The sequence below is a fragment of the Pseudoalteromonas sp. OANN1 genome (genome assembly GCF_024124685.1).
In the GTDB taxonomy this organism is placed as follows: Bacteria; Pseudomonadota; Gammaproteobacteria; order Enterobacterales; family Alteromonadaceae; genus Pseudoalteromonas; species Pseudoalteromonas piscicida.
Genome location: NZ_JAMXSE010000003.1, coordinates 104,768 through 118,713, shown reverse-complemented (window position 1 = coordinate 118,713; position 13,946 = coordinate 104,768). Strand labels below are relative to the sequence as shown.

Genomic DNA, 13,946 nt, shown 5'->3' with positions numbered 1-13,946 from the left:
ACCGGTAGGCTGTTAATTGCCTACAAAAGTCACAATCTGCTTATAAAGTTGAGCGAATATAACATGTATCAGAAATAAAACTGTTAAAGAATGCAATCAACAATACTTTCTGCTAGCTCTCTTTATTTCCCCAGCGCGATTGTAAGAACAGTAAGGAATAAACTCCAATCATAGTGTAACCAAACTTGGCATATGCATCTTTTTGCTCATCAGAAAGTAACGCCCCAAATGCCAAAAAGTGATTATCAAAGTCTTTTCTGAGTTTTTTACCATAGATAAACTGTTTGAGCGGTGTAGGCATCACTCGATAAAGCCTATGCGCTAACTTACGAGCAAAGCTGAAATCCGCCGCATTTTTATCCGCTATTTCACTTTGGGCGCCAACTACAGATTTGAATCTGTCAGCAACATAGGCGTTATACCAAAGGCGTTTTTTCCTGTATTGCAGTGGCATTTCACACCAAAACTCAACAAACTCCTTATCCCATAAGGGCAACCACCACTGCATGCCAAAAAACTCGTACACACGAACCGAATTGATAATGTATTTTGCCTGTCTTTCTCGCCAATCCCAAAGTTCATATTGATTTGCAAACGCTTCTGCATTAAGAACATCGCCATCTGATAATTGCTGCTGCAGGCTTACCTTTATTCGATTAAATGTCTGCGTTTCAATAAGTCGCCTTGGCACATTCTTATAGTGATCCGTGAGCAATTGTGAGGTTAGGTCAGACTTTGAGAACTGCTGTTGTTCAAAAACAATGTCTGGGATATGAGAGCCTGCGACAAAATCGCCACTGTGGCCAGGTACAAAAACGGCATCGCTTGAAATTAACTGTTTGTCTTTTAATTCTCTGACCGCCAACCAATCCTGTATATGTGGTAAAGACACACCATTAGAGGCCATCTCTCGAAACTCATCGGCTTCGTCACTAAACCAAGCATTGCGCCATTTATCTTCGTTATACTCAACAAAGTACCATTGAAAGCCCAGCCCAGTAGCAATTTGCTTGCTCAGCGTTGCTTCTTTATTTCCTGTTAAGCCATAGGAAAAACAGACGACATTTTGATAGCCAAGCTGTTTTATCGTTGAAGCGATGAGTCGAGAGTCAAACCCACCAGAAAGCGGCAGCACAATTTGGCGTCCAGCGGCAAATTCTATAAGCCGTTTGAATACAGCCCTCACAGCCATGTCTAACTGTTCAACATATAGAGACTCAGCCTGAACCTCAGGCTCATGATGTTGGAATAGGAAATAGTTTGATTTACTAACTTTCCCAGTGCGCTTACAAATGATGACTTCTTGGCCCGCCTCAACTTGCTTTATTTGCTTAGATAGCGTTCTATCTGCACACACATAGCCAGTTAATGCGAACTCAGCCTTGCCCTGCTCACACTCTTCATTTTGCTGTAACTCCGAATGCAGCCAAGCATAATCAGAGGAGAACAATATTTTGTCATTTATTACTGTATAAAATAATGGAATCGAGCGGACTCTATCAACTACAAGCCTCACAAACTCATCTTCATGGCTGAGCAATGCAAAAAAGCCAGATAATGAAGAAAGGGAGTGTCGTTCGAAAAGCTCACGACCAAACTCACTACTATCGAGCCCTTTTTGCTCTAAGTAGGGACTTCCGAGGACATCAAATGCTTTTACATGGTTTGTTATTACGCTATACATCATTTGACTTCCGATACTCTCTGTAAGTGCTTACTAAGTTGACTGGCAATGTGAACAGTTGAGAAACGCTGCTTAGTTTGCTTTGCAATAGTTTGGCTGCAGTATTGTGCTCTGTTATCCCTCATATACTGCATCGTATTTGCAAGTAACTCGATATTATTTGGTTCAACCAAAATGCCATTTTCTTTATTTACAAAGTCCACAGCCCCACCAGTATTCGTGGCGATAACCGGTAAGCCTGCACTCATTGCTTCGATATATACCACCCCAAAGGCCTCGTATTGACTTGGAAGAACAAAAACATCTGCCTGCTGAAGCGCATTCACAACCTCACTCGCCGTCAAGTTACCCGTAAAGTTGACTCGGTTCTCTAGGTTCAACTCTACAGCCAACTCTTTGACTCGGTTTAAATACCAACCATCACCAACTATCGTTAATGAGACATCTTTATCTTTGGATGCTAAGCTCGCGAAGGCTTGAAGCAAAGTTTCATGACCTTTTAGGGGCGTAACATGCGCAACACAGATAAACTGACAAGCTTGGTGTACTGTTGAACGTTTCATTGTAAAACGATCCACATCTACCATGTTGGCAAGCACTTCAAGCTGAGCCTCAGGACACACTTTCTGTAGGTAAGGAATAAGCTTAGATGAGACGCATAGGACTTTACTTGCCCCTTGCAGCGCTTTTTTAACCTGCACCAGTGACATTTCCTTTTTTTCACTCTCATTTACGTACTGATTATTAATAAATCTCCCTCGATGCTCTGTGACCACATAATTAACCGGAAACATTTTGGCGATTTTGCTCGCTGCATATCCGGCCCATATTAAACTATGTGCGTGGATCACATCTGGCTGGTACTGCATCGCCTTTTTGTAACGTTTAAATAACTGCTTAGATTTAAATGCAAACAGCTCAGCATATAATGCATAAAACTTTGGAATACCAGGTAATGGCGCCCGTGCGACAGTCAACGGACCTTCTTGCGATAACGTATAACGACCGGAAAACAACCAACACCAAGCACTCAACCATCGCAGTAGCTCTCTTGGTGAAACACGCTCTACGCTTTGCACTATGACATCATGTCCCTGTTCAGCCAGCGCTTCCGCCTGTTGCTGAATAAACTCCCCTTTGTACGGTGGATACCAAGAAGGTAAAACGAGCACTTTCAAATCTTTTTCCTTATCATCAGTAATGTTAATGGCAACACGACAAACATTGCACTGAGAAAACCAATGAAATCACTTTGCTCGGCAAGTAAACGAATAATCACAAAACTTGGCAAACATAAAACAGCAAACGCTTTTAAATGCGGCGCAATCAAGTCTACTATCGAAATATTGAGCTGAGAAAAAACCAATAAGATGAAGGCACTTACTACAAGTGCATTGATAATTGAAAAGTACATAATTGCATCTTTAAAAGCCATGGAAGATAACAGCACTACGCTACCCAGACGAACGATACAAGAACCAAAATCGAAATAAGCCGCTAGCTTTTGCTTTTCCATTGCAACCAAAACGGTACTAATTGGAGACGCAGTAAATACAAAGTAAATCCATATAGCAATAAACTGAGCAATCTCCCCCGCTTCAGTCCACTTTTCCCCGAAAACCACTGCGAATATCTCAGGTAAAAACGGCAAAGTTAAGGCCATAATAGGCATAGCAATCAGTATCAGGCGATTATGAATATCTAGGGTATTTTTTGCCAACGTTCCAGCAACTAAATAATGTTTGGCGTTTGACATAAAGACATTTCCAACCGCATTTCCGATGAGCGTTACAGGTGCAAATAACATTCTATGTGCCAAAATGTAGAGCCCAACAAGTGCCGCAGAGTAGTAGCCGGAGAACAGTACTACAGGCAACATCGTACTTGAGGTATTAGCTAATGAGGCCCAAAGCGTATACTTAGGAAAGTTTTTAAAGCGTTTAGCAACCGCTAGCAACCGTTTTGGGTTGTAGCCGTTAAAGTGTAACGTATCTCGCTTTTGTAATAAAAACATCAAAGTCGATGCAATAAACCCGAAAGTATGCCCAAGCACTAAACCAAAAACCGTCCACAACGAAAGTCCAACTTGCGCTATTGCTATAATCACAGACTGCGTCACTTTTGACACACTTAACACCCGAAAAGATTCTGTTTTAATCGCGTAAAAATGCAAAAGTTGATAACAACCACAAGCAAATAGCGCAACAGGGATAAGATAAAGCTCACTTTTATTTAGCGATAGATTGAGATGCTCTACCAACCATGAATCAAATGCATAGACAACAACTGCAACCACTGTGCAGCTCAATATGATCAAGATAAAGCAGAGGTGTAGTAGCACCTTAGCAATTGAATGTTGTTTTACAAGGGGAAGCGCGAGCTCATACTTCAAGCTGACGAGTACTAAAAGTATAGTGATAATACTGACGAACACACCGAAGTTACCAAACTGCTGCGCACTATAGAGTCGTGTCAAAACAGGCGAGATCAGTAACAAAATGAGTTGCGCCGAAGCAGTGCCCGAAACAAGAGTTAGGATATTTTTTAAAAAGTTATTTGTGGCCAAGCGCGTATCTTTTAATTTGCAATATTAACACATCAACAGTCAAACCAGTCACTACGCGAAAAGTATTAACCTTGACTTCATCATCAAACTTCCATTCTAACACGAGCAATGCAACTCATCTACGCCACAAAATACCTTATCGTAAGCCATAATATTAGCGTTCAAGGTATTGAAAAGATATTGCTTGAATTTCGTCCAACAGATACTCACACTAGAGCTGAGCACAACATTCAAGGAGAAGGTATTTATGAAAAGGTCAATAATCTCTACTATCATTGCTAGTGCTTTGTTAAGCGCCTGTGGAGGGAGTTCAGATAACAATGACAATGATGTAATCGGCGGCCAAGGAAACTTTACTGTAGAAACATCAACAGCATTTACCACCCAAGAAGATACAACCTATACGCTTGCGGTTAGCCCAAAGTCCGCACCAAGTGGAAACGACACATTAACGGTTGAAGTCATAAAGTCCCCCACTCTTGGCACACTCACCAAAAGTGGCTTGAACCTAATTTATCAACCAGCACCAAACAAAAATGGCACTGACAGCTTCACTTACAAATTTAAAAAAGGTGGGGTATTAAGTAATGAAGTGACCGTCGATATCACAGTCGAAGCGATTAACGACGCTCCCACTATTTCAGGAACCCCCTCGCCCGAAGCTATCAAACTTAACGACAACTATCATTTCACGCCAACTGTTGAAGATGTTGACGGTGAAACTAGCACATATCAATTCGGAATTACCAACAAACCTAGCTGGGCGGAATTTGATACAACAACCGGTGAGCTAAGTGGAAAGCCTGCTAATATCGAACAGCTTGGTAACTATCGGCAAATTGTTATATCCGTACTAGATGGCGAACATAGCGTATCGCTGCCCCCTTTCGACATAGAGGTTGTATCTCAACCATGGCAAGCTTTTTCAGAGTTCCCAAACAATCTAGGTAGTCACTTACAGTCTGCGACACTTGGAAAGGAAATCATCATTGCAAGTCATGCAGCATCACTTTCTTCCTCAATGAGCTGCGCAAATGCACCTTTAAGCGCACCTGAGATCCACTCACTTGCAACCACAAACACGGATTGGCAAGCATTACCTTCTGCAAACGAGTCTCGCTATTACTATCAAGCTCAAATATCAAACAGTAAGCTATTTCTCTTCGGTGGAACAGAGGCCTGCCCAAGCACATCGACACCCAAGGAAACAATGGAGATCTTTGATTTCAGTACACAACAATGGACATCAATTGCAGCGCCCAAATTTGCCCCTTTTGAAAATAATGTTCTAGCGAGTTGTGCAAACAATGACACGATTGTTGCGTTCACCCAACAAGGTAACACCACGTATGCTTACCAGCTGTCCACCGCTGATACAACTTGGTCTCACAAACCGGCATCACTACCAAATCTATCGATTACTGATTGCCAGTTTATCGGAAACGAATTATTTATAACGGCTAACAATACTCAAGAGCAACAAGCTCACTTAATTCAGTATCAACTCTCAAGCACTCAGATACTCTTAAATGAGCAGGTACCGGCTGAACTCTTCGGGAGCTACTATACACTGACGCATAATAAGCAAAACATTCAGCTTCATAGCGCAGCACACGTTTTGAATTACGATACTCAAACTATGCAGTGGAGTAACCTATCAAGCAATCCAAGTGCTACGGAGCAACAAGGCTCTGAAACTTACTACTTGCGTGACTTTAAAATGGAGTCAGTTGATCAGAAGCAGTACCAAATTGGAGGTGCGTTTACGACCCAAATGACAAGTCGAATATTTATTTTTGATACTGCACTGGAAGAGTAGCTATTTTGACGAAGGGGAAACTTGCAGTTCAAGTTTATTTCGCAAGTATCACCAGCAAGCAATACGGGGTGTGAGAGCTACTGAGCTCTCACTCTTTTCTCTTTCGTAACAAGTGCCTTTAAATAATCACCGTATGTTGTTTTTGCTAATAGGTTTGATTGTTTTTCAAGGCTCTCAAGAGTTAACCAACCTTTGTTCCAAGCTATTTCTTCTAAACATGCGACCATGAGCCCTTGCCGACGTTCAATGGTCTGCACAAAGTGACTCGCTTCTAGCATGCTGTCGTGTGTACCAGTGTCTAGCCAAGCAAAACCACGTCCTAGTACGCTGACTTGCAATTGACCGCGCTCTAAGTATGCTCGGTTGATACAAGTAATCTCTAGTTCCCCACGTGATGATGGCTTTACTGTTTTAGCGATATCTACAACTTGATTGTCAAAAAAATACAGTCCTGTCACCGCAAAGTTTGACTTTGGCTGGCTGGGCTTTTCTTCTATTGATGTTACTTTACCCACTTCGTTAAATTCGACAACACCAAAACGCTCAGGATCAGCCACAGGATAACCAAATACCATTGCTCCGTGAGTCAATTGAGCTGCATTATTCAGGTATGGAGAAAACGCCTGACCGTAAAAAATATTATCTCCTAATACCAAGCAAACAGACTCATTCCCAATAAATCTCTCTGCAATCACAAAAGCCTGAGCAAGCCCCTCGGGTTTTTCTTGAACCGCATACTCTAATTTGACACCAAATTGCGTTCCATCGCCTAATAAATTTTTGAATAACTGCTGTTCTTGTGCCGTTGTTATCACCAAAATATCCCTAATACCAGCCAACATCAATACTGATAATGGATAGTAAATCATTGGTTTATTGTATATTGGCAACAATTGCTTTGAGACCCCTTGGGTTACTGGATATAAACGGGTACCACTCCCTCCAGCTAGAATAATTCCTTTCACAACTTATCTCCTACCTCAAAGTCTTTAAGATACCATTGAATGGTTTGCAACAACCCATGTTCAAATTGATATTCTGGATACCAACCAAGTTCTTGTTGAATTTTTGTGTTATCTATAGCGTAGCGAGTGTCATGCCCAGCTCGATCATCCACAAAGCGAATTAACTTAGCAAATCCATGTCCGCCAGCGGCTATTGCTATAGGGTGATTTGGCATCAGTAGCTCTAGGTGGTGACATATCATCGATACCAGTTCAATATTTCTTATTTCATTCTTACCACCAATATTAAAGGTAGTTCTTGGAGCAGCACGTTCTAACACGGTACAAAGTGCGCTAGCATGATCGTCTACATGTAGCCAATCCCGCACTTGTGTACCATCACCATACACTGGTAGTTCTTTTCCCTGTAACGCGTTGCGTATCATTAGCGGAATGAGCTTTTCCGGGTGCTGGTAAGGTCCGTAATTATTAGAGCAATTAGTGATAATATATGGGAGTCCATAGGTTCTTCCCCATGCCCTTACTAAGTGATCGCTACTGGCTTTAGAAGCGGCATAGGGGGAGCTTGGTTGGTATTTGTGATCTTCCGTAAATGGCGCTGCATTCTCATCTAAATCACCATATACTTCATCCGTTGAAATATGGTGAAACCTAAAATGACTTTGCGCTTCTTTTGTCAAAGAAGCGTAGTATAAACGAGACACCTCTAACAACTGATAAGTACCAACAATGTTAGTCTCAATAAATTCAGCAGGCCCGCTAATAGAGCGGTCTACGTGACTTTCTGCGGCTAAATGAAGAATATGTGACGGCTCAAAAGATAACACCGCTTGTGCCAAGGCTTCACGCTCACATATATCCAATTGAATAAATTGATAGTTTGGCTCTTCAGAGAATGTATCTAGTGCTGCTTTGTTGGATGCATATGTAAGCTTATCAATATTGAGTATCTGAGCGTTAGTATTAGCTAGTAAATGCCTGATCACGGCACTACCAATAAAACCAGCACCTCCAGTTACCATAACTTTGGCTTGATCCAGTTTCTTATATTTACTTGCCATTGTTACTTCCCATGCACCTTTTCATAGACTGGCTTTTGTTTGTTCAGCAAGCCACTTAACTTGCCCAGCTGACGTTGTAATAGCAACCAATACTTCATTCTACTTTTAGAGTTTAGGGAGAGTACACTACCAGAAGCACCAACTAAAGTTGCGAGAAGTATTTTTATAATCTCACTCAATAAACTAGAGCGATGATGCAATAAGATTATTCGCATATCCGCAGCTCCAATACGAAATGCACGTTCCTGCGCCCAGCGCTTGGTGACTCTAGCGCCATCAAATAGTTCGTGTGAAATAGCAGTGTGTGCGCTGGCAAACTTTATGCCTTGTGCTTTCAGACGAGTAAAGTACTCCTTGTCACCACCACCGTATACAGAATAAAAGGGATCAAAGCGTTGCTGACCAAAACCAAAATACACACACTTATGCAATAGTACGCTGGCTGAGCTTTCTAATAGTGGTATCTCTTGGGAAAGACTTGCCTGCTCTGGAAAGTAGATAGCCAATGCTTTTGTCCAGCTCGGTGGTTCGCCTTCAAATTCAGCAAGCGTGTTGCCACCTACGACCTCACACCCTGTTTTGAAATGTGTCTCGAGCAAAGCATTCAGCCACTTGGGCTCAACCCACTCATCATCATCAACCATAACTAGAAAGTCAGCTTCATAGTCTAAAAAGGCAACGTCGAGTAAGGCATTTCTAACAAAAGAAATACCACGATGTGAGACATCAATTGATGCCAAAGGCAATGGATAATTGTCAGATACTTTAGTAACCAGCTTAGCACCTGCCCTATGTTGTTGATCGTTCTCGGCAACCACGATTGATAGTTCGATATTCGAGCACTCAAGCTTGGTAATGGATTCCAAAAGCTTAGCTAGTCCTTGAGGGCGCTTATAGGTAGGAATACCAATAATAACTTTTGACTTAGGACTTTCTCCACAGCTTAAACTCATGCCTTACTTCTTCCTTAACACAGTAAAATACCCCATAGGCATAACGGATTGGGTTCTTTGCATAATTTTTTGACCCAAGCGAGTTCGAGCTAGCGCGATAGCAGCGCTCTGAATTAGCCAACATACCGGCTTTCCTAAGATGGGAAGTTTATTAAAAAACTTACTTAAGACATCAGCAGCTACCTCAAGTGCCCCGCCCACCTCATTGAGTACGACCACTTCCAGACCAGCCTCACTCGCCATCCTCTCTATCGCAAAGCGCGTATAGCGATAATAATCATGAGGCTGCTCATGAAGCCAGTACATAAAAGGGGTATTGAATATAAATGTACCATTTGGTGTGAGCACACGAGCGACTTCTCGTATTGTCATTTGAGGTTCTAGCAGGTGCTCAAGTACATCAGAACTTAAAACAGTATCAAATGTTTCAGTTGCAAAAGGCAGCGGTTGATTTAAATCACAAAGTTCATCCACATAGGAGCTTTGATGCAGTGATTCTCCCCAATCCACACAAGTCGTTTGACTAACGTTACTTGAATAAGCTTGGTAAAAAGGCACTTTTCCGCATCCTAGATCAAGTAAAGAGCCAGTAGCAAAATCACCTAGATAGCGGTTATATTGCATAGCAACCAGCTCAACAGCTAACCTAGATGACAAACTAACTTGTTGCAGGTCTTTATTTGCTCTTAGTTCACCATTTTTATAAACAAACTTACTTGGTGTCCAGGACTCACTGTTTCTCATGTTGATTTACTGTTGTCTTGTCAATGAAGTGGTGGATTTGGATTTTAGCAAAGTTATAAGTAAAACCAAGCCAGCAGACGTAGCCAAAGCATAAATGACTAGAGCAAAGAAATCTGATACGAAGAAGTAATGCTGAATTAATAAACTAATAAGCAAAGCCAGCATAGTGATCGTCAGTCCTGGTAGTAGAGATTTAATAAACTCAAAGATACCTTTATTTGTGAAAGGGGTAACCAGAATAAACCAATGTACTGCCAATACAGCGCCCTGTAAAACAGCCAATGCCAAAGCTAGTTCATATAAGCCACGCGATACCATAGCGAGTATGATGGCAGCTCTAAGCAAAGAGAGCGCCAAATTCCAAATAAATGAGCGCCGAACAGCACCCGATGCTTGTAAAAGTGGACCACATGGATTGATAAGTGCCGTCGAAAGCATCGCTATTGCCATAACAGACACTAGCTGATTATGCTCCAGCCAACTTTTTCCAAAAGCCAGGACAAGTGTCGGCTCTGCAAAGCAAGCGATGCCTATGTATAAAGGTATGTTAATACAGCCAAGCGCCATCATTAATTTAATATATAAGATTCCCTTTTGTTGCACATTGAGCTTTACCAATGATGGAAACGTCACTCGATTAACGATCGGATTAATAAACTGCAGTGCCGGTTTGGCAACAAGTTCCTTAATATAGGAGTAAACGCCTAACACCTCAGCTCCCATAACCTTGGCGACAACCAGCTGATCAAACTGTCGACTTAAAAAACTCACCACACCTTCAGCACTTTGATAGATACCATAACGCAACGGTCCTCTGAGTTTTTTTACTCGAGGTAAAGCAAATCCTAACTCATCTTTACCGTACCAGCTGGTACATAAGGCGATAAACATCGCGTTTGTTAACTGCGCTGATAGCGCGGCTTCAATGGTTGCACCTTGTTGAAGCAGATATACTAGGGTCAATAAAGAAGCTACCGAGGCAAACACTTCAATTGTTGCTAGCTGTTTAAACGCGAGTCGCTTTTGTAATATTGCCGTTGGCTGCGCTGCAGCACCTCTTAAAAGCAATAGTGAGCCAATCCAAAGGTGATAATCAGCAAGGTTCGAAATATTAAAGAATGCCTCAATAACAGGCAGCAAAAATAGGATTAATGCAGCCATAACAGCAACTAAAAGCAAGCCCAGCACATATAGCTGGCATTTAACTTGTTTGTCTAGCTTGTCAAAATAAATCAATGCGTTAGAAATCCCGGCATCACTCAGTAGCTGAGAAATACTGATAAGTAGAGTCACAAAAGCAACTAGACCGAGTTCACCTAAGGACAAGTATCTCGCTAATAAAATAAATATAACAAACTGTACGCCAGCCTTTACCAGCGTAGCAGCGGCCGACCATGATACACCTTGAGCAAAACGCTTAAGGTTAGTCATTAGAATCGACCAACATAGCAGCCCATTTAGGGCCAAGCGCTGCCTCGGTAAAAGTGCTTACCATTAATTGCTGATTTATCTCCATCGGCTGCATAATTAGTTGAGTCAACTCTGCATTAGTTAGCTTTGAGAATTTATTTATATCACCCAGCGAAAACCCCTGTTTAGTTAAGTCGCTATAACTACTCGTACACGTATCTAAAAATATAGGCTTCCCTTGCAAGAGCATTGCGTAAACAACATATAGCCCTTGTTGACGTTGATGGGCAAACAAGCTCAAATCTACTTTACAAAGTAAACTGTCATATTCTGGCTTTGACATGATAGCAGTAATAGGTATGAAACATTGCCCTAACCTTTTCTGAGCATAGGTAATGATTTCTTGGATATACTCTTTTGTTCCCGCATAGTTGAGTGGCATATAAACTTCAAATTCGGGTAAATCAGCATTTGCAACATGGTCAATCAATTGCTTGTGGTTATTTGCAGGATCGGCAGAATTACCAAGTAAGATCTTTAATTTCTCGTTCTGCCCATTCGCTAAAGTTAAACCGAAGTCAATTAGGGGGTAAGGTAAAATATCGACTTTTCGTTTTAGCTTCATATAATTTTTAACAAGTTCCGCATCACCAGAGTTAAGCGTGATAACGCATTGAGCCCTACTTAATAGTAGCCGATGAGCAAACCAGTTAAGAAAGCCTTTTAAGCCCTGCACATTTTTATTACGATAAATTTCCGCTCCCCACAATACACAGGTAGCTCGGCTTAGCATATGGCTTAACGCTAGGTTACGAATTAGCACAGGAGAAAATAGACCATGAAATACTAATCTAGTTTCACTAGGTTGCGCATCTAGCGCTTGATACAGTTCCTTTTCACACGAAAAAAATAAAATGTCTTTATCTTTATTCGTATCGCTCCCCAACACCCAAAAACATTGTTCACTCTCAATGTAGCGTAAATAAAACTCAACCATCGGTTTATAGTGATGAGGCGTATCTGAAAAGATATGTATTAACATTGACCTTTGAACGCTTTTTCTTTTTCAAGAAGTGCTCTACTGCGACTTTTGACAAAACGAGCAGGAGAACCTGCCACTATTTTAAATTCGTCCACAGAGCGAGTCACTAAGCTTTGTGCACCAACCGCCACACCTTCTTTGAGCGTAACGCCTGGTAACACAATGGCACCGGCACCAATAATGCAATGTTTGCCAAGATAAACCGGCTTACTAGTCACATTGGTAAAAGCCTCATCTACCGTAGGGTTTGTCATCCACTCGCCACTGTAGTCATCACTACTTGAATAAATCGTTACTCTCGCAGACAGTCCCGCATAGTCCTCTAAGATGATAGCTGAGTCACCTATGAGTGATGAGTATGCGCCTATATGTATATAGCTACCTAACGTGATCCCTTCAGAGCCTGCGGATAGAATACAAAAATCGTCTATGCGTACATTATCACCGAGCGATATTCTCTCAATGCCAAATAAAGAAGCCTTTCTAGATACCAAACAATTATCGCCGACGGCTTTAATCCCTAATTCTATCAACTCAGCTTTGCTATAGTGTTGTTTGTGCGCCATCTACTTCTCGAAATTTATTTAGTAAAACGATAATGTTATCACAAATATAATCTATGTCTTTTAACCGCAGCTCATAATACATAGGCAAACATAAGATCGTTCGTGAAATCGATTTTGAACAAGGTAAGTCTCTATACTCAGTGTATAGCTTAAGTTCATTGAGATCAGGGAAGAAATAACGACGTGTTTGAATGCCAATACTTTCTAGGTGTTCACGCACATACAACAACTCGTGTTCGCTATTAAATAGTACAGAAAAGTAGGAGCCATTCGTGCTCGTATTAGATTTCCAATGCTGGAAATTGAGCAAGCCTTTGAGACGGTATTTATAACGATTAAATAGCTCGACTCGATGCGCGAGAATATCGTCAATATGATTAAACACACATAAGCCCATTGCGGCGTGCATTTCGCTCATTTTTGCATTCGTGCCGACGAGTACTGGAATTTGCTGCTCATTTTGCCCAAAGTTTATTATTTGCTGTGCTTTTTCTAGGTCGCTACGATGTTTAAAGATAACCGCTCCCCCTTCTACGGTATGAAACAGCTTTGTTGCATGGAGGCTAAGGGTTGCACAATCACCGTACTTTAACAAAGACTCACCTTTGTATTTACTCGCAAAACAGTGCGCAGCATCGTAAATGACTTTTAGTTGGTATTGCTCGGCTATACTGTCAATTGCTTCTACATCACAGGGGTTAGCAAATACATGCACGGGCACTAAAGCATCCGCCCACTCTAGATCCGCGCTATCTAATTTGCTTGGGTCTAAATTAAATGTATTGGGGCAAATATCACTGAAGCGGGTTGCAATATTTTGCATACGTAGCGAGCCCAAGGTGGCGGCAAACGTGAACGGTGTTGTAATGGCTTTTGTGATCCCCATAACTTGATAAGCAATGTGCAGCGCCATAGTGCCGTTCGCCACAAGCAGGATATGCTCAACCCCTAAATACGCTTTTAGCTTTTCGACTAACTCAGCTTCACATGGGCCCTTGTTCGTCAGCCTATTTCTTGCAAAGATCTCTGTGATTTGTTTTTGGTATAAATCTAATTCAGGTAGGAAGGGCTGTACTATGGGGTATTTCACTCGGCACTCTACATGTTTGCAATACTGCCAAGCAGTTTACCGAATG

The 13,946-nt window shown here is 41.6% G+C and carries 12 protein-coding genes; 1 reads left to right on the top strand and 11 read right to left on the bottom strand.

Annotated elements, in window-relative coordinates; genetic code table 11:
- Nucleotides 1-112: 112 nt before the first annotated feature.
- Genes NH462_RS03905 through NH462_RS03895 form a run of 3 tightly spaced genes read right to left on the bottom strand, consistent with a single transcriptional unit; the run spans nucleotide 113 to nucleotide 4,250 of the window.
- Entirely contained in the window at nucleotides 113-1,687 is a 1,575-nt protein-coding gene (locus NH462_RS03905; protein ID WP_253104221.1) for an asparagine synthetase B family protein, read from the bottom strand.
- Nucleotides 1,684-2,856 (bottom strand): glycosyltransferase, encoded by a 1,173-nt coding sequence (locus NH462_RS03900; protein ID WP_253104474.1) that lies wholly within the window; start codon nucleotides 2,854-2,856, stop codon nucleotides 1,684-1,686. The genes NH462_RS03905 and NH462_RS03900 overlap by 4 nt, the downstream gene beginning before the upstream one ends.
- Before the next feature lie 2 nt (nucleotides 2,857-2,858).
- Nucleotides 2,859-4,250 carry an oligosaccharide flippase family protein gene (locus NH462_RS03895; protein ID WP_253104218.1) on the bottom strand — a complete coding sequence of 464 codons (1,392 nt, stop codon included), beginning with the start codon at nucleotides 4,248-4,250 and terminating at the stop codon, nucleotides 2,859-2,861.
- 247 nt (nucleotides 4,251-4,497) lie between these two features.
- Here NH462_RS03895 and NH462_RS03890 point away from each other — a divergent pair, with 247 nt between their 5' ends.
- Complete coding sequence (locus NH462_RS03890) at nucleotides 4,498-6,069, top strand: Ig-like domain-containing protein (protein ID WP_253104215.1); 1,572 nt, start codon at nucleotides 4,498-4,500, stop codon at nucleotides 6,067-6,069.
- 77 nt (nucleotides 6,070-6,146) lie between these two features.
- Here NH462_RS03890 and rfbA read toward each other — a convergent pair whose 3' ends face one another.
- From rfbA to NH462_RS03850, 8 genes are read right to left on the bottom strand one after another with little or no spacing between them, the layout of a single operon-like run.
- Entirely contained in the window at nucleotides 6,147-7,034 is an 888-nt protein-coding gene (gene rfbA, locus NH462_RS03885) for a glucose-1-phosphate thymidylyltransferase RfbA (RefSeq protein ID WP_253104212.1), read from the bottom strand.
- Nucleotides 7,031-8,095: a dTDP-glucose 4,6-dehydratase gene (gene rfbB, locus NH462_RS03880; RefSeq protein WP_253104209.1), complete on the bottom strand. Its 1,065-nt coding sequence runs from the start codon at nucleotides 8,093-8,095 to the stop codon at nucleotides 7,031-7,033. The genes rfbA and rfbB overlap by 4 nt, the downstream gene beginning before the upstream one ends.
- 2 nt (nucleotides 8,096-8,097) lie before the next feature.
- Nucleotides 8,098-9,048 carry a glycosyltransferase family A protein gene (locus NH462_RS03875; RefSeq protein WP_253104206.1) on the bottom strand — a complete coding sequence of 317 codons (951 nt, stop codon included), beginning with the start codon at nucleotides 9,046-9,048 and terminating at the stop codon, nucleotides 8,098-8,100.
- Nucleotides 9,049-9,051: 3 nt separating this feature from the next.
- Nucleotides 9,052-9,792 carry a class I SAM-dependent methyltransferase gene (locus NH462_RS03870; RefSeq protein WP_253104204.1) on the bottom strand — a complete coding sequence of 247 codons (741 nt, stop codon included), beginning with the start codon at nucleotides 9,790-9,792 and terminating at the stop codon, nucleotides 9,052-9,054.
- 6 nt (nucleotides 9,793-9,798) lie between these two features.
- Nucleotides 9,799-11,223: an oligosaccharide flippase family protein gene (locus tag NH462_RS03865; RefSeq protein WP_253104201.1), complete on the bottom strand. Its 1,425-nt coding sequence runs from the start codon at nucleotides 11,221-11,223 to the stop codon at nucleotides 9,799-9,801.
- Nucleotides 11,216-12,244, bottom strand: a complete 1,029-nt coding sequence (locus NH462_RS03860) for a TDP-N-acetylfucosamine:lipid II N-acetylfucosaminyltransferase (protein WP_253104198.1) — start codon at nucleotides 12,242-12,244, stop codon at nucleotides 11,216-11,218. Before NH462_RS03860 ends, NH462_RS03865 begins: the two co-directional genes overlap by 8 nt.
- Nucleotides 12,238-12,810, bottom strand: a complete 573-nt coding sequence (locus tag NH462_RS03855; RefSeq protein WP_253104196.1) for an acyltransferase — start codon at nucleotides 12,808-12,810, stop codon at nucleotides 12,238-12,240. Before NH462_RS03855 ends, NH462_RS03860 begins: the two co-directional genes overlap by 7 nt.
- Entirely contained in the window at nucleotides 12,788-13,900 is a 1,113-nt protein-coding gene (locus NH462_RS03850) for a DegT/DnrJ/EryC1/StrS family aminotransferase (protein WP_253104193.1), read from the bottom strand. The genes NH462_RS03855 and NH462_RS03850 overlap by 23 nt, the downstream gene beginning before the upstream one ends.
- Between the last annotated feature and the right edge of the window lie 46 nt (nucleotides 13,901-13,946).